At 58.9% G+C, this 23,306-nt stretch carries 19 protein-coding genes; 7 read left to right on the top strand and 12 right to left on the bottom strand.

Annotated elements, in window-relative coordinates:
- Window positions 1-18 precede the first annotated feature (18 nt).
- The 6 genes from AR689_RS17085 to AR689_RS17060 form a co-directional block, all read right to left on the bottom strand.
- Window positions 19-1,932, bottom strand: coding sequence for a glycosyltransferase family protein (locus tag AR689_RS17085; RefSeq protein ID WP_062072045.1), 1,914 nt, complete (start codon window positions 1,930-1,932; stop codon window positions 19-21).
- Complete coding sequence (locus AR689_RS17080; RefSeq protein WP_062072043.1) at window positions 1,929-2,819, bottom strand: ABC transporter ATP-binding protein; 891 nt, start codon at window positions 2,817-2,819, stop codon at window positions 1,929-1,931. The genes AR689_RS17085 and AR689_RS17080 overlap by 4 nt, the downstream gene beginning before the upstream one ends.
- Window positions 2,806-3,693, bottom strand: a complete 888-nt coding sequence (locus tag AR689_RS17075) for an ABC transporter permease (RefSeq protein ID WP_062072041.1) — start codon at window positions 3,691-3,693, stop codon at window positions 2,806-2,808. Before AR689_RS17075 ends, AR689_RS17080 begins: the two co-directional genes overlap by 14 nt.
- Complete coding sequence (locus AR689_RS17070; RefSeq protein WP_231745567.1) at window positions 3,693-5,417, bottom strand: glycosyltransferase family 4 protein; 1,725 nt, start codon at window positions 5,415-5,417, stop codon at window positions 3,693-3,695. Before AR689_RS17070 ends, AR689_RS17075 begins: the two co-directional genes overlap by 1 nt.
- A gap of 10 nt (window positions 5,418-5,427) precedes the next feature.
- The gene (locus AR689_RS17065; RefSeq protein WP_231745566.1) at window positions 5,428-6,657 is read right to left on the bottom strand and encodes a glycosyltransferase family 4 protein; all 1,230 of its coding nucleotides are present in this window, start codon (window positions 6,655-6,657) and stop codon (window positions 5,428-5,430) included.
- Window positions 6,658-6,720: 63 nt separating this feature from the next.
- Window positions 6,721-7,380 (bottom strand): hypothetical protein, encoded by a 660-nt coding sequence (locus tag AR689_RS17060; RefSeq protein ID WP_062072038.1) that lies wholly within the window; start codon window positions 7,378-7,380, stop codon window positions 6,721-6,723.
- Window positions 7,381-7,584: 204 nt separating this feature from the next.
- On the opposite strand from AR689_RS17060, the gene AR689_RS17055 reads away from it, so the two are divergent.
- The 3 genes from AR689_RS17055 (at window position 7,585) to AR689_RS17045 (ending at window position 12,324) form a co-directional block, all read left to right on the top strand.
- On the top strand, window positions 7,585-9,282 hold the full coding sequence (locus AR689_RS17055) for a hypothetical protein (protein WP_062072036.1): 1,698 nt from the start codon (window positions 7,585-7,587) through the stop codon (window positions 9,280-9,282).
- 37 nt (window positions 9,283-9,319) lie between these two features.
- Window positions 9,320-10,396 carry an LCP family protein gene (locus tag AR689_RS17050; RefSeq protein WP_062072034.1) on the top strand — a complete coding sequence of 359 codons (1,077 nt, stop codon included), beginning with the start codon at window positions 9,320-9,322 and terminating at the stop codon, window positions 10,394-10,396.
- 464 nt (window positions 10,397-10,860) lie between these two features.
- A complete protein-coding gene (locus AR689_RS17045; RefSeq protein WP_231745565.1) occupies window positions 10,861-12,324 on the top strand; it encodes a sugar transferase in 1,464 nt (487 codons plus the stop codon).
- On the opposite strand, the gene AR689_RS17040 is transcribed toward AR689_RS17045, so the two are convergent.
- Both AR689_RS17040 and AR689_RS17035 read right to left on the bottom strand, forming a co-directional pair.
- Window positions 12,321-13,862 (bottom strand): O-antigen ligase family protein, encoded by a 1,542-nt coding sequence (locus AR689_RS17040; protein WP_082698023.1) that lies wholly within the window; start codon window positions 13,860-13,862, stop codon window positions 12,321-12,323. The genes AR689_RS17045 and AR689_RS17040 overlap by 4 nt on opposite strands.
- Window positions 13,786-14,895 carry a nucleotidyltransferase family protein gene (locus AR689_RS17035; RefSeq protein WP_062072030.1) on the bottom strand — a complete coding sequence of 370 codons (1,110 nt, stop codon included), beginning with the start codon at window positions 14,893-14,895 and terminating at the stop codon, window positions 13,786-13,788. Before AR689_RS17035 ends, AR689_RS17040 begins: the two co-directional genes overlap by 77 nt.
- Before the next feature lie 293 nt (window positions 14,896-15,188).
- Between AR689_RS17035 and AR689_RS17030 the strand changes: the two genes are divergently transcribed.
- The 4 genes from AR689_RS17030 to AR689_RS17015 all read left to right on the top strand — a co-directional run bounded on the left by AR689_RS17030 (window position 15,189) and on the right by AR689_RS17015 (window position 19,493).
- The gene (locus AR689_RS17030; RefSeq protein WP_062072028.1) at window positions 15,189-16,250 is read left to right on the top strand and encodes a glycosyltransferase family 4 protein; all 1,062 of its coding nucleotides are present in this window, start codon (window positions 15,189-15,191) and stop codon (window positions 16,248-16,250) included.
- A gap of 104 nt (window positions 16,251-16,354) precedes the next feature.
- Window positions 16,355-17,290: a glycosyltransferase family 4 protein gene (locus AR689_RS17025; RefSeq protein ID WP_197412912.1), complete on the top strand. Its 936-nt coding sequence runs from the start codon at window positions 16,355-16,357 to the stop codon at window positions 17,288-17,290.
- Window positions 17,287-18,345, top strand: a complete 1,059-nt coding sequence (locus tag AR689_RS17020; RefSeq protein ID WP_062072024.1) for a polysaccharide pyruvyl transferase family protein — start codon at window positions 17,287-17,289, stop codon at window positions 18,343-18,345. The genes AR689_RS17025 and AR689_RS17020 overlap by 4 nt, the downstream gene beginning before the upstream one ends.
- Window positions 18,342-19,493 carry a hypothetical protein gene (locus AR689_RS17015; protein WP_062072023.1) on the top strand — a complete coding sequence of 384 codons (1,152 nt, stop codon included), beginning with the start codon at window positions 18,342-18,344 and terminating at the stop codon, window positions 19,491-19,493. Before AR689_RS17020 ends, AR689_RS17015 begins: the two co-directional genes overlap by 4 nt.
- Here the strand turns inward: AR689_RS17015 and lepB are convergent.
- From lepB to AR689_RS16995, 4 genes are all read right to left on the bottom strand, one after another.
- Window positions 19,490-20,200 (bottom strand): signal peptidase I, encoded by a 711-nt coding sequence (lepB, locus tag AR689_RS17010; RefSeq protein ID WP_062072021.1) that lies wholly within the window; start codon window positions 20,198-20,200, stop codon window positions 19,490-19,492. The genes AR689_RS17015 and lepB overlap by 4 nt on opposite strands.
- A 5-nt stretch (window positions 20,201-20,205) precedes the next feature.
- Window positions 20,206-21,333: an ATP-binding cassette domain-containing protein gene (locus tag AR689_RS17005; protein ID WP_062072019.1), complete on the bottom strand. Its 1,128-nt coding sequence runs from the start codon at window positions 21,331-21,333 to the stop codon at window positions 20,206-20,208.
- A gap of 147 nt (window positions 21,334-21,480) precedes the next feature.
- A complete protein-coding gene (locus AR689_RS17000) occupies window positions 21,481-22,125 on the bottom strand; it encodes a hypothetical protein (protein ID WP_231745564.1) in 645 nt (214 codons plus the stop codon).
- 192 nt (window positions 22,126-22,317) lie between these two features.
- Complete coding sequence (locus AR689_RS16995) at window positions 22,318-23,028, bottom strand: helix-turn-helix domain-containing protein (RefSeq protein WP_197412911.1); 711 nt, start codon at window positions 23,026-23,028, stop codon at window positions 22,318-22,320.
- Between the last annotated feature and the right edge of the window lie 278 nt (window positions 23,029-23,306).

Here is a 23,306-nt window from a genome sequence, read left to right as displayed (position 1 = left end):
CCGTTTTGTTTGGTTGATCTAGACAGTGATGTGTTCAGTAGGATTGCCCCAGAGCTTAATGTCCCCGGACGCGAGCAATTGATCGTCAGTGGCGGTCCACGTATGCCCAGTGGCTGAACGTTGAACGTAGTAGTTGTATCGGTCGGATGCGTAAATCTTGCCCCCGGCATCGCTGACCGCACGCATGAACGCGGTATCTTCGCCACGTCGCAACTCCTCGAAGGGAAAGCGCTCGAACGTTGACTTCCTTGCCATGATCGTCGCACCGATTACCATGTGGCTGAAGCGATGTTCCATGTGATTGAACCTCAGCAATGTGGCGTTTCGGCTCTCGATATACATGTAATGAGCCAGCTTCCCAACAACGTCGGCCCCAGAGAACATCATGGCGTTCACCTGATCCCGAAGGTAATTGGGACCGTAATAGTCGTCGTCATCCATCTTCGTAAGAATGTCGTTGTTGGCGGCCGTGACACACAAATTCAGGCACGTACCAAGGCTGACGGTCCTGGGCTCATGAAGAAGAGTCACTTTGCGCACACCATATTTCCTCCGCAACCGCCAGATCTTCCACCAGTTGGCTTTGAACCCATGAGTCAGCAAAACCAACTCGACATCCACGCCTTGCTGGGAGCCGACAGTCCTGAAGACATGCTCCAGTTGATGGGGCCGAATAGTAGAGACCAAGGCACTCACCGATTCGGGTTGAACGGGGCGGACCTGCTGAGGAAGGGCCAGTCCTACGACCTTTTCGGCTCTGTGGGCGTAGGTGTGATCAGCCCATATCCGGCGTTGGGCGAGGTGTACTGAACGATCATTAAGTTCAGGACTCCTCATCAACGCCCTCATGATGAAGGCAGCGTCCTCCTTGGTTTCCACACTGTGGATCTCCCCATTGGGGAAAAACCTTGGCAGAGAAGGGCTGGGCGTGGTCACCACTGGTGTCCCGGAAGCAGTAATCTCAAAAATTCGTCGCGCACACATGCTGGGCGAATCGACCACGGAATTGACGTTCAGAAAAACTTTGTAAGCCTTATAAGCCGTGAGCATTTGATCGTACGTCAATGAGCCAACGACGTGGGAGGCGTAGGGTTCAGGGAACTGGTAGTCCGGATTGCCTCCGAGTTGCCGTGAGAAAATTTCCAGGCCATGTTTGACTCGATCCGAGCCAGCAATTGCTCCATCGAGCAGAAGACGCATCTGCTCACGGCGCTCGGGGTATTTGTGTGCGAAGTACATACCCGCAAAGGCCACGTCACGGGAATGCCGGCCTTCTCTGGGTCGGATCGGATTGTGGATAGCCGGCTGCGCTGCGAAAGGCAGTACATCTATGCGGTTGTGCCCTAACTCCTGCCTGTAGTCAGGCAGCTTGTTCTCGTCTGACGTAAACACGACGTCGAACTCGCGTGCCGCGGGCAAGAAATCAAGGAAGTGGGGCGGGTCCTCTTTATTCCAGAAGACCGTGGGCAAATTCTTCTCCCGGCACCAGCGCATCAGGTTCAGGAACTCTTGCTTCGGGCCGCTGGTCCCGGTCAGTTGGTATCTCCACGAGCCTCCGTTCCCTTCCCACGCCGACTCAACGAAAAGGAAGTCGATGCGCTGCTCTTGCAGCTGCTGCAACCAACCGTCCTTGGTCAGAAAAACGAGATTCCACTCAAAGGCAAAAGCTTTGGCGGAGAAATCGTCCAGGATGACAGCAACGGTCAGGTCGTCCCGGCGTGAAGGTACCGCCGGGTAGTCAAAGGCCGGAAAAGTGATATGACGTTTCTCGTTGCTCGCCTTCGGAGTTGTCAGGCGTGCCTGAACGTCTTTATTGGACGTCTTATTGACAGCCAGCGCCCGTTGGCGCTTGTGAAATGCTTGCAGCTGCGCAACCCCGCCAGCCCGAAAGTGCCATGCGGCCTTCCGCAGATTCTCTACGGTATAAATCATGCCCGGCTCCTACGCATCTTACTTCTGCCCAACACTTCTGTCATATGTAAATTGGCTCGTGCTTCATCAAGAATTCTGGCCGCAGTTATGCCATTGCCCTTGGCAAGGTTGCTGGTGAAGTCTTGGTAGGCCTTGACGGTCTCAGACGGTTCACCATCCATAATCATGTGGCCCTTATCCAGCCAAACCACTCGACTGCACATGCTGGTAATGGTGTCCAGCGAGTGACTGACGATGAATACACAACCAGCCTGCTCACGCAGTTGGTCCATGCGGCGCTTACTTCTCTCGTTGAACTGGGCGTCACCGGTATTTAGTGCTTCATCAACCAAAAGGATCTCAGGATCGATACTCGCCGCAATGGCAAAGCGGAGCCTTGAGGCCATACCTGAGGAATAGGACTTCATCGGTAGGTAGATGGAGTCCCTCAGCCCGGATAACTCCACAATGCCGGTGAACTTTGCGGCGACCTCACGACGGCTCATCCCCATGGCAAGACATCCCAGGACGACGTTCTGCTGTCCGGAGAGATCACCGACGAGTGCGGCATTCACTCCCAACATGATCGGTGTACTCGAGGCGAAAATGGCTCCGGAGGACGGTCTTACCTGCCCACAGATGAGTTTCATCAGAGTGCTCTTACCGGAACCGTTGCGTCCGATGATGCCAACAGATTCGCCGCGCTCAACAACCAGGGACAGCTCATGCAGCGCCTGAACGGTGACCGTATTGGGACGCCGAGTAAGGCGGCTCAGCAGGCTGATCTCCTTTCGCTCCTCAGCGACGGCTGTGGCGTCAGACGTCACCACTCGATATTCCATGGCGGCGCGGTCAACCACCACACAGGGGTGCCCCTCGACATCTAACACCTGTTCAGCCGCGACCATAGGACTCCTCCCCCTGCCAGAAAAAGACCATGCCCACTAGAAGTGCCCCAAGCGCCCATACGGCCAGCGTTGCCCACGACTGCCAGGTCGGCGGCTGCGCGTAGAGCACGCAGTTTCGGATGATATCGATGACGTTGAACAGAGGATTGAGCTTCATGGCAGCCACAATTTCTGGGTGAGAAACGAAGCGTTCATACGAGTAAAATATTGCGGAACCGTACATCCAAGCCCGCATTGCAAATGGCAAGAGATGTTTGGCATCGTGTACTCGGGCGATTATACGTGCCAAAATTAGTCCGAGACCCAAGTTGAAGATCCCTTGCAGAACCAAGGCTGGAACTATCAAAAGCCAAAGCCAAGTAATCTTCTCCACCGGTGGAACAATCGTGACTATTAGCAGCATCGCGAGGATCAATGGAACATTTGCAAGCATCTCCCGAATATTCACTCCTATTAGGAGTGTCGCACGAGGGAAATTGAAAGCCTGAACAACGGCCTTATTTCCTTCGATTGATTTTGCCCCGCTTGTGATCGCTCCAGCGGAAGCTTGAAATATGAAGATGCCAATGACCAGATAACCCACATAGTTCTCGATACCACGCCCGGTCTGCAGCAAGAGTCCGAACATGAAGTAGTATGTTAGGCCACTGAAGATGGGGTTAAGCAAGAGCCAAGCGCTACCCAAGCGGTCACGCCGGGTTCCGCTCTGCACTCGTGCGCGGGCATCGTAGAAAATGAACTCCCTGAAGTCCCACAACTGCACGAGGTATTCCAGAAATCCTGGCCTGGCGCCGACACGGGTCAGTCGTCGCATGTCCACAGCCAGCGGCTGCACCAGCGCCGGCTCTGGCAAGACTGCTTTCTCTGCCGGCATCAGCTGGCCTTCCTTACATTGTTGGAAATCAAAGTCTCATAAGCCCGTCCGTACGCGAGTGCGTTGGCTTCCCATGTCCTGGTTGCCAGTACTCCTTGTCTTCCGGCTGCACCGAGTCGCAGGCGCATGCCTTCGTCCTCCAGCAATTCGTGCAACACGTTAGCCAAGTCCTCAGGGTCTCCGGGCGAAGCCAGCCGGCCGTTGATACCGTCGTGCACTATCTCGCTCAAGGCATCCAATCTGCTGGCTACAACAGGCCGCGCGCAGGCCAGTGCTTCGACTGGTTTCAGCGGAGTGACCTGCTGGGTCACGGAGAGATCCTTACGCGGCACTACAAAGACATCCAAAGCTTGATGGTAGAGACGGGCTTTCTCGGCTGATACGCGCCCAGTGAAGATCACTTTATCGCTGACGCACAGCAGCTTCGCCTGGTGCCGAAGCGCCGGCGCGGCAGTGCCGTCGCCCACCACAACCAACCTTAACTTTGACAGTCGCGGGGCAAGCAGGGCAAATGATGTGACGAGGTCGTCAAGGCCCTCGTAATCAACCAAACTACTCACTGTGCCGATGTACAGTGCGTTCACGTCGAGCCCCAGAGCCCGCCGGGCATCGTGATGTTGGATGGGCTCGTCAAGATAGCTTCCACCCACTGCGTTAGGGCTAATAAGTATCCGGTCCTCCGGCACCCCCGCGGCCAGGATGCTCTGCTTCATCGATTCACCGAGCGTAACCACCAGGTCAGCACTGCACATGACCTCCGCTTCCCGTTCCTTGAAGAGGCGGTAGCGTTCGCTGTTCCGTGCGTCCTCCCCGCGAGTGGAAGCCCATGTGTCGGCGAGCTGTCCACGGACCTCGTAAACCCAAGGGACACCAAGGGCGTGAGCAACCTCATGTGCCACCACGCCATTAACAAAGTGTGTCGTCGTGTGAATCACACTGGGCCGAAACTGCTGGGAGACATCCAAGAGTGCCTCCGCCTGCTGTTGCAGACGTCCACCCATGGACTTCGCCATGCTTTTTGGCAGAAGCCGACGGTAAGGAATGCCGTCCACAACGTCTTCGTCCTTAGCGCTGAGAACCCCAATCTGGACTGGGTAACCTAAGCGAGTAACGGCGAGAGGGTCCCAACCCGCTGCCTTTTGGGCAGACAAGATTGAGTGCGATCTCCTGGCGTACCCGCTCCCGGTGTGGGGGACGGAATTGGTCAGAAGGTGCAAGACCCGGGCTTGCCGTACCTCTGCTTTGTTCTCGTTCAGTTCCGGGCGCCAACCCCGGAAAATTTGCAGTTCCGATCTCAGGCGCTCCCGCTGCTTGCGGACGTGGCCGTCCGGTCCCTCCAGAACATCCACGGCCCCGCTCATATCTCCGGAGAACCACTTGCGCCGGGCAATCGTCCCGAGCGCCTTCTTGTCGCTGGCCACACGATCCAGAAACTTGTCAGCCCAAGCGGGCTGCCCGGCAGCGAGCGCAACTTCAGCTGCCCGGATGGACCGAACAGGAGCAACGGGGTTTGTCAGCAGTTTTTCAAAACGCGCCAGAAGGCCGGACTCATCGCCAGCAGCATGGCTCGCCAGCATAAAAACGGGATGCGCTGATTTTGGAGCCACCGCGGCAAGGGATCGTGCCAAAGGCCGGACGATTGACGATGGCAGCCGTCTGAGGACTTGGAGAGCCAAGACGAACGGGGCTTCCGTCAGATGGTCTGCGACCGTATTTGCCGCCAAGTTTAGGTTTCTAGCGCTGGGTATCAACACGGGGCCCCTCCGCACTATCTGATGAGTCCCCGCCGACCAAGCGCGAAATACCAGCGACATACCGCCATCCCAACTGTGCATAATCGGCATGGTTTTTGACCCACTCACGGCCACTCCGCCCGGCGGCCAAACGCTCGCGGTTCCCTGCCAAGTCACGCCACAGCTGGGCCACCGCCTCCGGGGTGGCGGCAACCACGTCTCCGCCCTTGGCCTCCTTAATGATGCGTTCAGCCTCGCCGCGGACTATCGCCGTCACGTGCCGTCCGATGGCGAGCACCTCGTAGGTTTTGGATGGGACTGTCGCCTCAAAAGACTTCCAGTCATCGCGAAGCGACACAACGCAAGTATCGGCCTCGCGGTACTTGTTGAGCACTGCCTGTCCTTGCAGTGAAGGATAGAAGCTGACGGGTGCATCAAGGTCCCTGGCGAGCTTGACCAGCTGCGGGCGGCTGGTTCCGTGTCCCACCAGCGTCAGGTGAAATCCGTCGCCGAGCAGTGCAGCGGCTCTGATCAGGACGTCCAGTCGTTGGCTCTTGCCGTGGTTGCCCAAATAGAGGGCATGGAAGACGTCCCGCTGCAGTGTGGGCGGCTCCAAAAAAGGGACGGCTTTCAGGTCCAGACCGTTGCTGACTGTCATGACATTCTTCAGGCCGCGAGCCCTTAGGATCTCCGCAAAACCTTCAGTGACGGTCACAACCATGTCAGCGCGAAGCTGCAAGAACTCAACCGCGCGTTCCACCAGGCTCTTGACGCTTCCGCGCACCAGCCGCGCATCTCTGGCCAAATCCGGCCAAGCATCTCGCATCTCTACAACAAACGGAACCCGGCGGAACTTGGACAGTACATACCCCGCTGCAAGTGTGGGAAGGCTGGGCGCGGTGGCCACGATCGCATCCGGCCTCTGCACCATCAGCCCGGCCGGAACCGAGAGCACCGCAGAGTACAACTGGTCCACCAAGCGGGCTACAGGAGACTTTCCCAAATGCCGTAGGTAGGGCACCCGCCTGATCTTTTCGCCGTGCGGACCAGTCTGGCTCTTGAACGCATACCCTGCCTGGTGCCGCGGAAGGTCCCTCCTGCCATTCGGATAATGGGCCACGGGGGCAACCACGTCCACATCCCATCCGGCCTTCTGGAATTCGCGGGTCAACGAGGACCACCGCCGTTGTGGAGGACTGTGCTCCGGCCAATAGGAGTGGGTCAGGAGCATGAGACGCCTTGGCGATGCAGGATTTTTGGCAGTCTTACCCCTAAGAAGCGGGTGATTCATGGGCTACTTGCCGCTGAGCCGCGGCTTGGCGGCTCCCTTTGGACGCAGGACCCGGAAGTACGCCACACCCAACAGGACCAGAACCAGCACGGTGATGCCTTGGACCAGCGGACTGTTTTCGGCCACCGGCGCAATGGCTGTCTTCAATGGGCCGGCAATGTCTGCACTGGCAACCGGAGCTGCAGCTTTGCTTGGAATGGGCGTTGGCGTCGATTCCGGCGTGGGCACGGCCGCTGCGCTGGCCTCAGCCTCTGCAGGCACCTCGGCTTCCGGGACATAGACATCGGCTTCCGGCTGGAGGGGAATTGTTTCCACCGGCGCTTCGGGCGCAGGAGCTGCAGGCAACTCAGGCACTACAGCAGGCGGCGCCACTGGCTCCTGAACCACGGGCGGGGCGGGTGCAGGCGCTACGGGCTGTTCCGTGGAGGGCGGCGTCTCGGGTTGCGCTGGCGCTTCCGTGGGCACCGGAGATTGGGTGGGTACCACAACAACCGGAGGCCCAACTGGGATGATCGGCGTCTGGGTTTCACCAGGCTGGGGCGATTCCATGCCGGGACCAGGCTCGGTCTGGGTGGCAAAAGCGGGTTGAGTTCCAACGAATCCGAGTACAGCGAACGTCAAAACCACCAGCACGGTTTGAACACGTTTGATGACGGTGCCCAACTTTCCCCCCGTTGTGTAGATTGCAGAACCTGAGCGTCCTGTAAAGCGCAGCCGCCTGAGACGTGGCGGAGCAGGGCAGCCCACTCTCAGAGGACAACCTGGGTTAGTTTATCGCACGTATCAAACCAGGCTGGGAAGAACCTCGACGCTGCCAACTTGCCGGGCTTGGTAGAGTCGGTTCCGTTGCCCGATCCAGAGGAAGACATGTCACCCGCGAGGCTCTCCCGAACGTCAGGCTCGTCCCGCTCCCGCCGTCGCCCCCTGGTTCTCTGGATCGGCGCCCTTGTAGCAGCCGCTATCCTCGCCGCGACAGGCGTGTCATTGCTGCCTTCGTCCCAGCAGGCCCCGCCCCCTGTTGCGCCCGCTGCACTCCCCCAGTACCCGCTCTCCGGATACTTCATTTACGCCAGTACTTCGGCTACCGCCAACCGGGAGAAGTTGGCTGACATCCGAAGATTGGGCGGCGATACCCTGATCACCTTCGGAACACTGCTGCGGCCGGCCTCAAGGTCGAGCTTGCCCCAAGACTGCCTCATTGACGGAAATAACTGCGCCGACGTGGTGACCGGTTCCTTGAAGGTAAACCGCTACTTCACCTATTCAGACGGTGCACAATGGAGCGGCTCGGCCCTCGGGTGCCCCCGGGACCGCAGCCTTACTTCCAATGGCAAGACCTTTGCGGTGTTGGTGTTTCCCACAGACAGTCAAGGCTGCAACTCCCCCAGCGGCACTTACGACGTCGTGGTGACCGGTGGAACCAAATCAACGGACTCCGACCCGACGCAAACCTTGGCCGCAGCAGCCACGGAGTTGAAGATGGAGTTCTATGCCGGGCTTCCGGCACCGGTGAAGCGCACGGACCTGGAGTACCTGCCGGACCTCTCCTACACGCAGACCTTGAGTCTTTTCACGGAGCGTTTCCTGCGGTTTCAGGCCGAAAAGAATGATGTGCCCGGGTTGGCCGGTTTCTACCACCACGTGGAGATGCCGCTCAGTTCGAGCCCCATCTTCGATCCGATCCTGTCCCTCTATACGTTGCAGAACCAGTCCATTCACAAGCTCCTCCCCTCGCGATCAGCGGTCATCAGCCCGTACATCGAGTCGCGGAAGAGCACCTCGTTCGTTACCCCGGCCGATGCCAGGGTGGCAATCCGCAACATCGCGGAAACGTCCACGGGCCTGAAGTTGAACATCGCCATCCAGGACGGCATGGGCACCGGAAAGGGCGCCGCCTATGTGGACAGTGAAGCCAAGACTCCCGTGGACCCCTACGCGGCCACGATCGTAGGGAACGGGTCTTGGCAGGAGAAGTATGCCGCGCCCAATCAGGACTATTTCCGCGCAGCAGCAGCCGGGATCAAGGGAACCAACGCGGTGCTCTGGGCCAACCTGGAGGGTATGGCGCCGGCAACGGACAAAAACTTCTGCAGCAACAGCCTTCGTGGCCAAACCACCTTGGAACGCATCGAGCGTCAGCTGCAGCAGATGGAACCCGCCTCCAAGGTCATTTCATTCATGTGGGATCCCTACTTCACCTGCAAAGGCACGGGAACACCCCTCATGGAGCAAATGGCCTCCGGATTCAAGACCCCGGTGGTGACCAGTGCCGCCGTCGACCGCTCCTCTGACCGCCTGACAGTAACCGGATTCAACATTGCCGGCGGCCAAACAACGCTGAAATGGACCTCCAAGGATGGACGCCCCCGTGAGTGGACCACCCAGTCGCCGGGCGCTGCACGCAATGACGGTAAAGATCCCGGCGCCAATTCCCCGTTGGAGTCCTTGGAAGTGGATCTGAAGGAAGCAAATTTCGACGCCGGAACCCACCTTAAAGTGGACGTCACGAATCAATGGGGAGCCAGCCTAAAACAAGAGTTCGCCGAAGGGCTAATTGCGCCTTGATAGAATAGTCACTGCTGACGCCGACACCAAGGAACACATGACGCTCCCGACAGATACCGAAACTCCCTCTGCAGAGTCCCGTCCCCGACGTCAAAAAAGCGGAAAAAAAACCACAAGGAACGTACTTCTTGGCTTTGCCGCTGTAGTGCTGATTGCGGGCATCATCGGAGGCGCCTACATCTTCAACCTGGCCCAGACGTTCAACTCCGGCACCACTAAGATCGATGCCGCTTTCCCGGAAGAGTCCACGCGTCCCCAGAAGAGCGAGCCGGTCAACGGCACCGCCCCTATGAACATCCTGGTGATGGGCAGCGACACCCGAGGAACCGCTGAGCTGGACATCGACAACCAGGCCTCGACTGACCAGCGGGCAGACACCCTGATGCTGGTTCACATACCGGCCGACCGTAAGAACGTTTACGCGGTGTCCCTCATGCGCGACCTCTGGGTGGATATCCCGGGCAGGGGTGAATCGAAGATCAACGCGGCCCTGGCCTATGGCGGTGTTCCGTTGATGGTGCAGACCGTGGAGTCGTTGTTTCAGCAGCGAATTGACCATGTGGCCATGGTTGACTTCGAGGGCTTCAAGGGCCTGACCGACGCCCTGGGTGGCGTGGAGGTTGACGTGAAGATCCCGTTTGCCCCCAACTCCGGGCCCATGAAGGGTCACTACTACGCTGCAGGAAAACAAACCTTCAATGGCGATGAAGCGTTGGCGTTTGTGCGCGAACGCAAATCGTTCAGCGATGGTGACTACCAGCGTGTACGCAACCAACAGGCCTACCTGAAATCGATCATCAGCAAGACGATCGCCAAGGAAACCCTGACAAACCCGGTCACCGTGAGCAACATGGTTTCCGCGGTCTCCCCCTTCATCAGCGTGGACAAGGGTTTTGACGCTGGCGCAATCGGCAGCTTGGCCGTGGGAATGAAGGACCTCCGAGCCAACGATACCGTGATGTTCACCCTGCCTACCCTGGGCACAGGGACCTCCGCGGATGGGCAGTCCATTGTGGTCAAGGACCCCACCGCAATCAATGACATCGCCGCTGCACTGTCCAAAGACCAGTTGGGCGCGTACGTCACCGCCCACGCGTTGGAAAAGGGCAACTAGGAAAATCAGTTCTGCCTGGTGAACAGGTAGAAGCACAGAGGGCCCCCGACGCCACGGCTTACGCCGAGGACACCGGGGGCCTTTCTGATTCACCTGAGACCCGCGTACTTGCGCGGAAAGGTTCAATATTTGCACAAATTGGCGTAAATAAGAATACTTTCATTGCGCGGAAATTAGCATTTTCTGCACAAAATGATTCATGGAAGGCTCCTTTATTATTGGGTGCCGATTCCCTTCCCGCTGAGCATTCACCCGTAATTTGAGATGCAGCTCGATCGCACTTAGCATGGAAATTACCGACGTAAAGTCAAGTGCCCAGCGCTGACTTCTGCCGGTAATTTACGTTCGCCCTTTTGGGCGATTGGGGGCTATGGGGGCTGAAATCGTGAGTACACATATCTATGTGCTGGGGCATCCCAGCGAACCTGGGCACAGCGCCTTTTCTACGAGCATTTCGGGTTAGCATGAGCGCCGCTGTATCAGCCGCCCCCACTGCTGTCACGAGCACCGATTCAGCGTGGCTCCGTGCCCAAAGCATCAAGATGCGGTTCCTGGATCTGGCCTGCGTGGTTGTCGCCGTAGCTGGAGCTCATCTGCTGAGGTTCGGAACTGACGACGTCACTGTTGCCGGTGGAGACACGGAGTTGTCCTACACAACCCTCTCCGTGGTTTTGATCATTGCCTGGACGGGCATTCTGGAGTTCGGCGGCACGAGGGACCGGAAGGTCCTGGGAACCGGAACCGACGAGTACAAACGCGTAGCCGTTTCATCACTATGGCTGTTTGGTGGCCTGGCGGTGGTTTCATACGTTTTCCAATTGCAAACAGCCCGCGGATACGTGTCCGTGGCACTCCCGCTGGGTGTGGTCCTCCTTCTGGTAGTCCGCCTTCTCCAGAGAAGGTATCTCCACCTGAGCCGCCTCCAGGGCGAAAACCTTCACCGGGTGCTGTTGATCGGCGCCTCCAACAACGTAGACCATCTCTACGGGCGCCTCACACAGCACATCGTTTCCGGCTACAAGCCGGTGGCAGCCCTGCTGACCGACTCGAGCAAGACGCCCCGCGAGGATCTCCGCGTCCTGGGCACCACGCCAGACGTTGATATGGTTCTGGACTCAATCGCCGAATCGGGTGCCGACACCGTGGCAGTGTGTGGGGGCGCCCAGCTGGACCCTGCCTTCCTTCGAAGGCTCGGCTGGGAGCTGGCAGCGCGCGACGTCGGAATGATCGTAGCCCCCGCCCTCACCGATGTTTCCGGACCCAGAATCCACATGCAGCCGGTGGCGGGGCTGCCGCTGATTCACGTGACCACTCCCAAACTCAGCGGCGTAAAAGCCTTCGCGAAACGTGCCCTGGATATTGGCTTGTCTCTGATTCTGCTGGCGATGCTGGCCATCCCCATGGCGATCGTGGCCATCATGGTCAAGCTGGACAGTCCTGGCTCGGCGTTCTACTTTCAGGAGCGGATTGGTAAGGGCGGCAAGTCCTTCAAAATGATCAAGTTCCGCTCCATGAGAAATGATGCCGAAACGCTCCTGGAGGCCTTTCAGGCTCAAAGCCAGGACAGCGTCATCTTCTTCAAAATGAAGGACGACCCGCGCGTCACCCGCTTGGGCGCCTGGATCCGCCGTTACTCAATCGACGAACTCCCCCAGCTCCTCAATGTTCTCAACGGCACCATGAGCTTGGTTGGTCCCCGCCCCCAGGTTGCACGCGAAGTGGAGATGTATGACTTCGCATCCGTCCGTCGACTGCTGGTCAAGCCGGGCATGACGGGCTTGTGGCAAGTGAGTGGCCGGAATGACCTTTCGCTGGAAGAGTCCATCCGGCTGGACCTCTACTACGTGGAGAACTGGTCACTCGCCCAAGACATTGTCATCTTGTTCAGGACTGCCAAAGCCGTTGTTGCCAAAGACGGGGCCTACTAGCCAAGGGCGGGGGCCGCTGGAGAACCTGGTTCAGGTTCCTTCTCCCTGTCATCTGCGGCGAGCAGGCCAAACACCGACCAGATGGGCAGAAACGTCCATGACGATTGGGTGGCCACACCAAGAGCCACAAAAATGGCGACCATCACCAAGACGGGCGAGGTCCTCCGGTTGCGCCAGATCAAACAGAGAATCAGCAAGCAGAAGGCGATCAAGGCACAGTAGCCCAACTCGGCTGCAACATGCGCATAGGCATTCTCGGCAATCGGCCGGGTTTGATCCGTTGAGTAGATCCAGGGCAGTTGGCGACCATTAACGTACTGGTCGAAAAAGGCACCATACCGCCCTGGACCAACCCCAAAAAGAGGGTTGTCCCTACTCATGTCGAAAGATATTTCCGTCTTGACGCCGCGCTGGTTGAGGGACGATGTTGCAAACTGATAGTCGGGCGCGAATTCCGTGAAGCCTATCTTGGCCAGTTGCCTGCCGAGTGTATTTCTGAGTGAGTCGGAGAAAAGAAGCACCAGTACCCCGACCAATGCAGCAACAATCAGAGGTACAACCACCTTGGAGAACTTCAGAACCACAATGAGTGCAACACCTGCAGCAATACCGGCATAAGCAGTGGTTGACTGTGAAAAGAGGATGCAGAGGGCGGCTATCACAGCAGCGGGATAGCTCCGGTTGTACAAAGCAACAAGGATTGCCGCACCTGCAAAGAACCCCAAGTGCTGGCCTTCCAGAAAAGGACCGGAACGCAATGTCTCAACGGTCCCATCCACTCCCAAAGTGCGGAACCCCAAAAGGCCGATAATGAACGTATTTCCGGTGATGGAAGAGGCCCATTGAAGGAGAACAGCGACGCCGCAAAGCCATATGGAAAGCACAGTTGCGCGCACAATCTTGTGGCGTTCAACCCTACGCAAAACGGCCCAGAAAGACAGGGCGAGGAAGGCGTAACCGCTATACAGGAGCAGGTCAGTCTGGAAGCCGCGCTCATATCCAACCGCCCTCAGCCCGGATTCGGTTGGAGTGAGATTGACGATTGCCGACAGAACGGTAGCCACCGCCAGGAAGAGGGCGGCGCCCGCGGCAACATCCATTCGACGGGGTTTGGACCGCCGCCCAAGCACATAAGTTCCGATGCCCAGGACCGCCAATATCTCGCTGATCTTGAGAGGGAAACCCACTGAGAGGGTCAGCGCGTACTGGAAGGGCATGAACACGACGCTTAACAACATGAAGCGCTGAAACCAAGGACCCGTGAAAACCAGTTGCCGGACGGAGGCCTTGGCCGCCCGGCCGTCGATTGATGGCCAGGTTTCCTCAGCAACTTTTTCTGTGACGTCCGGTACTGAATCGAGCACTCCGGTGCTGCTGATCCCCATATTCAAGTTCCTCACTTGCGTGCCCCCATTACCAAGCTTCTTTTGTCCTGCGGCCGTGCATGATTCCAGGAATCCATTACCACCGCAGGAGTTTGCGCAATCTTCGCAGCCGCGCCCCGGCGAGCCCCACGGCGGATCTCCCGGCCCGGGCATCCGACGCTGCCAGAACTTCCCGCTGCGGCCAGATCGCCCGCTGCACAAAGAGCCGGCGATCGCTGGGCGTAAGTGAGGTAAAGATCATCCAGTAGGCACGCCACCACCCCTTGCTTTCGCGCCATTTCCAGTTCAAAGGAATCTTGTGATCAACCACGAACGAACGGTGCGGATAGGCCAGACGGAGGGAGGGTTCCAACACGGCCAATGCCTTGATCTCCCGGGCGAAGTTGAAAGAGTCCGGGCCACCAACCTTGAGCTTCTCAGCAACCTCCTCCGGCTGGGCGGGCGGCTTCCCATGCCGGGCTTCCGGCCGCAATTCGTGCAGTGCAAGCAGGACTGCATGGGCCGGTACGTCCGGTGTCAGTACGGTGACGCCCGCAAATGACGTGCTGGTAGTGCTCCGCATGAGTGAGGCGAACACAGCGTCGTCGCTCTCGGAGCAGCCAGGAATGTGGCGGTGGACGTCAATCTCGCAACCCCACTCTCCAGGTTCCAAAGCCGTGGAGTGGTTGAAGGAAAGCCCAGACCACTGATCAGCCTGGCCGTTCCAGCCCCACTGCTCAAGGGCCTTGCAGATAACCTCCACATGGTCCGGGTGCACCCAGATATCCACATCCCCGGAATGCTCCCTGTCCCGCAGGCCTTGGCGGTGGAGGGTTGGCCCTTTGATGGCCACCACCCCAACGTGGATGTCCCGGGCAACACTGGCCACCAGGGCATAGACCATTTCGTGCAGGGGCGAACTGAGCCAAGGCTTCTCCAGACGCCTGACCCGGGCCGGATGTCCTTCGTCATCTGAGGCAATCCCCGCCGATGCAAACTCCCGAACCAGCACCCGCTCTTCGGAAGTCAGCACAGTATCTGTCACCGGACCTGCCATCAATCGCCGCCAGAGAGAAGCCGGAGCACCGATCAGCCCTATTGGTTCCGAAGGCACTGCGCCCAACAGCATTACCTCAACGCCGGCGTGGTTTTCATGCCATCCCTGGAGGTCCAAAGCCCCGTAGGCAATGGCTACCCACCTCGTCATTCGCGGTCCTCCCCTTGGACGCCTGGGCAACGGGCGCGGATCAACTGATGATTCCCACGCACGCGGGCCGGCAATTACCAGTTAAATCTACCGCAATTCGAAACTCAGAATTGAACAGCAGGCTGACCGTAGGCTCTTCGCAGTAATCTGAAATATAGCGCGGATCCGGTACCCTTGAACCTGGACTTGAATCGCAACGCTCCCCCAACCAAAACTTCCGTGTATTCGCATGCAGCGGGGGCCGCAGTTGGCACGGGACTGCGTCTCACTTGCTAATTATTTGGGGGAGCACGATGGTCATTCGAGGTGCGTCTGGGAAGATACTTCACGTAGTTGACCGCATCGACGGCGGGGTGCCGAAAGCGGTTCGCGGCTATATCGAGAACAGCCCTCCGGAATTTCACCACGCTGTTCTCTCACCGTTCATAAATGGCAGTCCTGCACCGGTCTGGAACGGCTTGGGTATTACCCACCATGATCTTGGCCAAGGGCTGCTGGGGCGAATTGCTGCAGTGAAAACCACGGTGGGCATTGTTTCCCCCAGCGTGGTTCACGCCCATTCGAGTTTTTCGGGGGTCTACACGCGCGCCAAGCGCTTGGGTTCACCGGTTGTCTACGAGCCGCACTGCTTTAAGCATGACGATCCCCACACGCCTGCATTACAGCGGTTGTTGTACCAGCGGGTGGAAAAGTTCCTGGCCCGCCGGACGTGGAAGTTTGGAACGCTGACATCGCACGAGACGCGACTTGTCCGTGAACTCAAACCTGAGGCCACTTGCGTTCGAATTCCCAATCTGCCAAGCATTCCCCGGACGGACACCCCCGGAACAAGCACCGCGGACGTTGAATCCCCTGTCATCACCATGGTGGGACGCATCAGCCGGCAGAAGGACCCTGCGTTCTTCCAGCTTGTCTCCTCCGCCGTACGCCGTGAAATACCCGGAGCGCGCTTTCAATGGATTGGTGATGGAGACCCCACACTGCGCGGGCAATTGGAAAAAGGCGGCATAGAGGTCACCGGGTGGCTTCCGCCCGCCGAGGTGGCGACGGCGCTGGCTGCGTGTTCGGTTTACGTCCACAGCGCAGCCTATGAAGGTTTTCCCCTGAGCGTCCTGGACGCCGCAGCACAAGGCATCCCGGTGGCAGCAAGGGCCATTCCGGCTTTCGAAGGGTCCGGGTTGATGCAGGCCCCGGATCCCGACGGAGTGGCTGAACTTGTCCGCACGATTCTTCGCGACCCTCAAGCACATGCCCGGGCGCAGGCAGCCAATCAGGAACTCCTTGACCGGATGAACAGCCAAACCCTGCAGACCGCGCTTCGTGACCTCTATGCCCTGAAAGGCAGCGACCTGTGAACCAGCTTCAGCGAGTAGCATTCCCCTCCAGGATCCTTTCTCGGCACGTAGGCGGCAACACCACTTACGCGAGGGAAATTGCCAAAGGGCTTAAAGTGCGCGGTGTGGAAATCACTGAGCTCGCCTCCACGCGACGTGCCGCGCTGACGGCCTTGGGTGAAACGTGGCAGGGACTAACGTTGCCGCCATCGCCGGGTTTCGTGATTCACTACAGCGCGGACACAGGTCCGTTGTTACCCACCCGTGCACCCTCCGTGGTGACCGTCCATGGCGTGGCCAGCCGCTGGATCACCACCGCCCGCTCACCGCGTCAGGAGAAAATCTGGCGCACAAGGGTGCAACGCGCCATCCAGTCCACTGATGCGGTCATCACCGTTTCAGATTCCAGCGCTGACGATGTGTCTCACGTGTTTGGAGTGGACCCCGCACGCATCACCACCATTCCCCACGGTATTGATACTGAGCACTTCGCCAAGCAGCGTCCCCTGAGCAACCGGCTTCAGCACTTGCTGTCCACTCCCTTTGTGCTTTACCTGGGCAATATTGAGCCGAGGAAGAACATCATTGAACTGGTCCGTGCTTTCTCCATGCCTCCTCTGAAGGAACTCGGTGTCAAGCTGGTGATAGCCGGCAAGCCTGCTTGGAACGCCGACGAGTCAATGGCGGCAATCAACGCCTCGGATGTCCTGAACCTTGGGTTTGTGGATGACGACGAAAGGGTGGCCCTGATGCAGCACGCTGAACTTTTCGCCTTCCCCAGCCTGTATGAAGGATTTGGTTTCCCGGTCCTCGAGGCTCTGGCTGCCGGCACGCCGGTTATTTGTTCAGACAGGGGTTCCCTCAAGGAGGTTGCGGGACCCTCCTTGATTTTCGAAGGGACCGACGCCGGCTCACTGGCACAGGGCATTGCCGGCGCACTTACCGATCCGGTGGCATTGGAGAGCGTCCGGGCAGCGGGGCCGGCCTGGGCACAACGTTTTAGTTGGAACAGCAGCGTGGAGGCGCACACCGCTGTGTATGAAAGGGTTCTTCAGCGATGAGAGTACTAATCCTGCACGCGTACAGTGCCAACAATATTGGCGATGGCATGCTGGTGACTGAGGCGATCGAACTCATCACGGAGGCGTTTCCTGCAGAGGATGTCCAACTCACCGTCTTGGCCTCGGATCCCGACAGCTTCAACCTTCCGGGAGTAACGCTGCGCGGCAGCAAGCCCACGCTGCGTGGCTACAATCGCGAATACCTCCGCACCCTGAAGGACCTGAAAACCTTTGACTTGGTTGTTGGGGTTGGCGGAGGCTACCTGCGCGGAGGCAATTGCGTGGAGCTCGCCAAAGCATTGCTTGTCCACGGCGTTCAGCTGCGGGCCGCCAGCCGTCACGGGTCAAAGGTGGTCTACCTGCCGCAAAGCATTGGCCCTTTGCGGCTTCGAAGCGCCCCGTGGTTCCGGAAACATCTGGGCAAGCTGAGCAAGGTCTGGGCGAGGGATGACCGCACCGTTGATGAACTCGGGTTGCCCTCTGTTGTGGAGAGATCTCCGGACATGGCCGTACTGCGCGTGCAATCGCGTACCACCCACCCCGTAGAGGCCACACCGGTGTACTCCGTACGCAATCTCCGTGGTGGCCTGCCTGAACCCATCACTGAGCTGGCGTCACTGATTGGTTCCTTTGACGGCTACGTGCAAAGCCAGACGGGTGGAAACCAAGACCTGTCCCCCATGCAAAGCCTGCACCCTCAGAAAATCCTTAGGCGTCACGATTTCCTCAACAACGCCACGGCCAAACGCGTTGTGGTTGCCGTGCGGCTCCACGCAGCCCTCATGGCTCTCCAGGCAGGCCACTACGTGATTCATCTGTCCTACGAGCGCAAAGGCTTTGCGGCCTTTGAGGATCTGGGGCTACGGGAGTTCGTTCACAACGCATTTTCCTTCGACCCGCACGCCGTGAGCAGCCAGCTCACACGGCTTCTGCAGGATGAGAATGCCCGCGCTGACTACGACGCTGCGATCAACCGGGCCGTAGCAAACAGTCACGCTACCCTCGAGTCCCTGAGCGACAGCCTCAAGTCCGCAGCCCGGACTGTGAGCGTATGACCACTGATACCGCCACCGGCCGTGGTGCTTTTCAGTCACTCGTCATGGTTGCCTCTGGAGCTGTGACAGCCATTGTGCCGGCCGCCGTCCAGGGCGTTGCTGCCCGCCTCTTCGCTCTCGACGACCAAGCCCACATAGCACTGTTCCTCAGCATCGGTTCCTTCATTGCCGGAGTCCTGGCAGCTGGTCTGCTGGAACCACGCATGGCCGATACGTCGTTGATGGAGAAGACCTATATCCCCGTATGGGCAACGGCTTTGGGCGTGGCAGGCACTCTGGGGATGGTCATCTTCCCCGGCTCTGTCGCGGCCATGGCCGTGGGATTGCCCTGCGCAATGCTGGCGCTGCAAATAGGCCGGATGCACGCAGCCTTCACGGCTGGATGGAAGATGGAGGCGCTCACTGCTTCCGCGCTGGTACTGGGTGCAGGCGGTGCACTGGTGCTGGCTGGCCAGAAGTCACCCTGGGCGGTCTCTGTCCTGGGGCTGGCCATGATCGCGGCCATCCTGGTCCGTGCCGTCAAGGCTCCCTACAAGGCTTCCGGCCGTCCGCGACTGGCCCCTACTGCCTGGATCACCCTCGAGACAACCATGGTGGCGTTGGTCCCGCTGGGGATTGTGGCCACGGTTTACCTGCTTCAGCGCAATGACGAGGCTGTGGCCCTCAAGGCGACCATCACAGTCCTGGGAGCCCTCCAACCCATTCTTGGGTACATGCGGACCAGGCTCTTGGGTGCCCATTCCAAGAATCTGGTTCTGGGAATGTCCGGCCTGAGCGTCCTGGCCATCGCCGCGATTCTGCTCCTTCAAACCTTGGGCGTGTTCACCGCGCTCTTCGGACCTGCCTGGAACGTGGTCACCCTGGGCGCGCTGTCCCTGGCATGCCTCTGGAAACTCATCACCATCCCCAGCACGCTGCCCTTCACCTACCTGCGCCGGGCCGGGTTGGTTGGACAGGTCTTCTGGATCCGGGTTGCTTCATCCCTGCTGTACCTGGCCGTCAGCGTGGCGCTCCTGACCCTCAGCGACTCACTTGCTGTACTTTTCCTGGGCCTCGCTGTGGTGGAAACACTGACGGGGCTGCTGCTCTACGCAAAATACCGTTCCGTGTCCAAAGCCCAACAGGTCCTGGAACCAAACCCGGCCTAGGACACACCGGACAGGTTTGCGTTGCTCCCCCACTTGTTGAATGGATAGATAAACCAGTCAACCTTCCCCACTAAGTCCGACGCCGAAACCGTTCTAAGGCAATCCGCTGTGGCCGCAGGGACCCGGCACCCTGCCACGGAGTCCTCTGAATTGGATCTGTGATCACCCATGAACAGGTACTCGTCTGCGCCAAGGTGCATCGGGAGGAAGCAGCGAGGTGACTTGACCGCCGTCGTGCAATCAAGTGAGCCGGCCGTAAACGGCAGATCCTGAAAGATGTAAGGCTCGTCCAAGGCCGCACCGTTAACCGAAACCTTCCCGTTCATGCCACAACATTCCACGGTGTCTCCGGGCAGCCCGATGACCCGTTTGACCAGATATTCGGTATTGCCGGGTCCAATTCCGGTCACCTCGCCAAACCATCCGACGGCGGTCCTGAAAAAGCCGCGTTCCGGCGCCTTCCCCCACGTGGCTGGTTTGCGGAACACGACCACGTCCCCGTGTTGGGGTGTTCCCAGAGCGTATCCAACGCGATTGACCAGCACACGGTCCCCAACGTTCAGCGTCTGCTCCATGGAACCGGAGGGAACCTGATAGACCTTCACCAGAAAACCCTGGATCAAGGCAACAAGAACCAAGGCCATGAGTGCGTGGACCCATGGCGATCGCAGGAGGCGCCGGCGCCGTACGGACTCATTCGTTGCCATGGGCGTCAATGCTGGGCAGCGGGTACGCGGCGCGCCAGGCCGGCTTCCGCCAGCGCTTCCAGAACCTCCACGACGGCATGATCCAGTTCTTGGTGGGGTGGAGCGCCGAACCGGGCCTCCACTTGACTGGTTAGCGCTGAGAAGTCGAGGCCGTAACACAGACCCCGCCACACTAAGGGAGCCACCCCATCAATGACCGTTACCATCCGGCTGGCGTCAAGGATCGCTGTCTGGCCAGCGGCTTCCACGGCATCGAGAACGGGTGCCGGAACGTAGCGCGTACCTGACAAGGCGCACTCGGTGCCGGAACCGGATTCCAGAGGCAGGACAGGCTCCCAAGCTTCGGGTTCTTCCCGGCTGAACAAAGTCTCGACCAACGGCACAAGGTCTGAGGCCTCACCGTAAATGACTTCCTTGATGGCGCCGCAGCGATCGACATGCCTGGCCAGGGTCTGCAAGGGCTGGTCCATGTCAGGAAGATAACTGACCTCCGGGACCAAAGCGGCAAGGGCAGCACACAGGCCCACGGCAGTTATCCGGGGCTCCCCGGGATGGTTCTCTGTGCGGGATACCAGCACCAAGGCCCCCAAATGCAGTGGTCCCTCCGGGAGTTTCCTCAGTCCCAGCGCGGAGGGAGCAATTTGCTCCTTGTAGGCCTCCCCTGCACGAATAACGGAGAGGGGCTTCCGGTACGGGTGGATGGCGCCGTTGGCATCGATACCCACCGTTTCATCGGTGACATAGCCAAGCCCGGCGCCCAGGGTCTGCGCCAGCGTGGTTTTCCCGCGTCCGGACGGCCCAATCAGTACCAGTACCTGCCCGTCGTGATGAGAAACTCCGGCGGCGTGAAGCATCAGCAGCCGTCCACGCTGTGCCTCTATTGCAGCCAGCGTAGTGTGGGTGGACAGTTCAGCCACGGATCCGGGAAGGCCGCTGCTGTCCGGAAAGGGCCACAAGACGTCAATTGCGGATTCTTCAGCGGAAATTCCAACCCCGGCCCGTGGAACAACTGCATCGCTCCAAGGACTGGTCAGTCTTCTGAATACATCAGGGTCATATCCATGATCAGAATAGTCAAAACGGACGCGCACCAGCCCACCTAGTGCATTCACCAGGATGTCATTCGTCCGCATGTTCCTACCTTTGTTCAGATGGACGCCATGCCGAAAAGGGCACCCTGCTGCCAGTCCGTATCAAACACTAATTCAGGAATCCAGACATGCGAAAACGCGCCGACCACAAGGACCAACGCGCTTCCGCTGAATACTGAACAGTAAAAACTAAAGAATGCCTGCACCTACGGGTACCGAAATGCTGGTGTTAGCCGTCAGGGTGCGGCCTCCGATAACCACCGTAATAGTCACAGGGAAGCTGGACAATGCGCTGATTGTCACACCGGTGCTTGTACCGGCAAGACCGAAAACGATCGGCAGATTCAGGCTGCCGTTGCTTGCAACGGAGACAGGGACGTTGGTGCCGGTCCATGTCGTGGCCGGGAAGCCATACTGGCCGATGATCGGGGCGCTCTGGTAGATCGCCGTGCGCTCACCAGACGTTGTGGGTACTCCGTTGAAGGAGTACACACCGAAGCCGCGCGCACGCCCAACAGGAATATTGATACCAGCGGGACGGGCAACGGACACAGTCACCGTTGCGTTCTCGGAGACGGCGCCAGGACCGTTGGTGAGAGTCACCGTGGTGGGCACCGTGACCAGCGCCTGTGCAGTAAGGACGCCACCCCCGTCAAGGAGGTTCAGGGAAAGGAGCGCCGTCTGCGAAGCCGTGAAGGCGAGGCCCAAGGTGTTGACTGAGGCAACAGCTGCCGGTGCAGCTACAGCGGCCGCAATCACGGGCACGGACCATGCGGCACCCTTGACTACCGCGCGGCGGGAGTGCGGCCTGGAAACGTTAATTTCGTCGCTCATGTTCTTCTTTCGACTCGGGTTGAATGCCATCGGTTGGAATCCAGCACATGCCGAGTTCCCCCATCACGGATAGACACTACCCATGCATTTTGGGGCAAAAGTCCAGATCAGGCCCAGAACGCCGAGTTTGTCGCTGAATGATTCAAGGTCTGCACGATTTGACCGCTTACCAGCAGAACTGCGCAACATCCATTACTTGGCGCGTTGCTCACGGAGGTCCTTGGGACCACATCCATACAACTCATCCAAGGCCCTGCGGAGCGCCGCGGTTGTCCCAAATCCTGTCTGCTCCGCGATCTGTTGCACGCTCAGAACGTCGTAACGGGCATCCGTAAGGAGGTTTTTGGCGAGTCGCCCGCGCTGCCTGCGAATTTCAGCGGCGATGGAGTTTCCCACCTCAGCGAAGGCCGCCTGGACCCGTCGCAAGGAAGACTTCACGGCCCTGGCTACAGCCTCAGGATTCAGCTCCCTGTCAGCGCAACGCTGGGCAATCACTGCCATTGCCTCATCCCGCAAAACGGAGGTCAGGGTGTTGGAATTCCATGAGATCCCGCAGTGATCCAGCAGGAGGCTCCCGGTCAGCTCCAGAAGAATCTGCTCAGTGGCATAGGACTCGATCGCGGAACCTTCACGGGCAGGCTGACCCATGATGGCAGCCACAAAAGCAACCGCTGCAGAATCCAACCGGGAGGGAATCAGGCTCACCGTCAGGCTGTCCAGAGCATGGGGAACAAATGTCTCTGCTGTAGCCCTCTGGATGCGGATTCGGAGGGCAGTACCTTCTCCGACGAAAGGCATGGGCAGGCCTTGCCCGCCAGGGACCACCACCACAGATTCTGCGGCCGGAACCAGCGCACCGGACGGATCACGAAGAAACCCTGAGTTCACAAAATAAATGTCCACGCTCTCCTGTGGACCCACGGCGTCTAAAACCGCCAACTCACCGGCAAGCCTGCTCAATGAAACCGCACCAATTAGGCAGTCTGTTTGTTCCTCCACCAAGGCCGAAACGCTTGACGAATTCTCTTGGATCGACCTGAGATGGTCAGTGTCCTGCATTGTCATATTTCCCCCCATCCCACCTCACGGTGGGTAGCCCCTTTAGAACAGCACGTTACGATAATAAGGACGCAGTGCAACAGCTGCGTTCTTTTGTGTCGACGCAACACAGCAGCAGGGGG

It is taken from the genome of Arthrobacter sp. EpRS71, assembly GCF_001512285.1.
Taxonomy (GTDB): Bacteria; Actinomycetota; Actinomycetes; order Actinomycetales; family Micrococcaceae; genus Arthrobacter.
This window is presented reverse-complemented; position numbering and strand designations above follow the sequence as displayed.

Excerpts from the sequence above, each read along its gene's own strand:
- AR689_RS17085 (WP_062072045.1), bottom strand. The coding sequence starts at position 1,932 with ATGATTTATACCGTAGAGAATCTGCGGAAGGCCGCATGGCACTTTCGG.
- AR689_RS17080 (WP_062072043.1), bottom strand. The coding sequence starts at position 2,819 with ATGGTCGCGGCTGAACAGGTGTTAGATGTCGAGGGGCACCCCTGTGTG.
- AR689_RS17075 (WP_062072041.1), bottom strand. The coding sequence starts at position 3,693 with ATGCCGGCAGAGAAAGCAGTCTTGCCAGAGCCGGCGCTGGTGCAGCCG.
- AR689_RS17065 (WP_231745566.1), bottom strand. The coding sequence starts at position 6,657 with ATGCTCCTGACCCACTCCTATTGGCCGGAGCACAGTCCTCCACAACGG.
- AR689_RS17055 (WP_062072036.1), top strand. The coding sequence starts at position 7,585 with ATGTCACCCGCGAGGCTCTCCCGAACGTCAGGCTCGTCCCGCTCCCGC.
- AR689_RS17050 (WP_062072034.1), top strand. The coding sequence starts at position 9,320 with ATGACGCTCCCGACAGATACCGAAACTCCCTCTGCAGAGTCCCGTCCC.
- AR689_RS17045 (WP_231745565.1), top strand. The coding sequence starts at position 10,861 with ATGAGCGCCGCTGTATCAGCCGCCCCCACTGCTGTCACGAGCACCGAT.
- AR689_RS17040 (WP_082698023.1), bottom strand. The coding sequence starts at position 13,862 with ATGCCCGGGCCGGGAGATCCGCCGTGGGGCTCGCCGGGGCGCGGCTGC.
- AR689_RS17035 (WP_062072030.1), bottom strand. The coding sequence starts at position 14,895 with ATGACGAGGTGGGTAGCCATTGCCTACGGGGCTTTGGACCTCCAGGGA.
- AR689_RS17030 (WP_062072028.1), top strand. The coding sequence starts at position 15,189 with ATGGTCATTCGAGGTGCGTCTGGGAAGATACTTCACGTAGTTGACCGC.
- AR689_RS17020 (WP_062072024.1), top strand. The coding sequence starts at position 17,287 with ATGAGAGTACTAATCCTGCACGCGTACAGTGCCAACAATATTGGCGAT.
- AR689_RS17015 (WP_062072023.1), top strand. The coding sequence starts at position 18,342 with ATGACCACTGATACCGCCACCGGCCGTGGTGCTTTTCAGTCACTCGTC.
- lepB (WP_062072021.1), bottom strand. The coding sequence starts at position 20,200 with ATGGCAACGAATGAGTCCGTACGGCGCCGGCGCCTCCTGCGATCGCCA.
- AR689_RS17005 (WP_062072019.1), bottom strand. The coding sequence starts at position 21,333 with ATGCGGACGAATGACATCCTGGTGAATGCACTAGGTGGGCTGGTGCGC.
- AR689_RS17000 (WP_231745564.1), bottom strand. The coding sequence starts at position 22,125 with ATGAGCGACGAAATTAACGTTTCCAGGCCGCACTCCCGCCGCGCGGTA.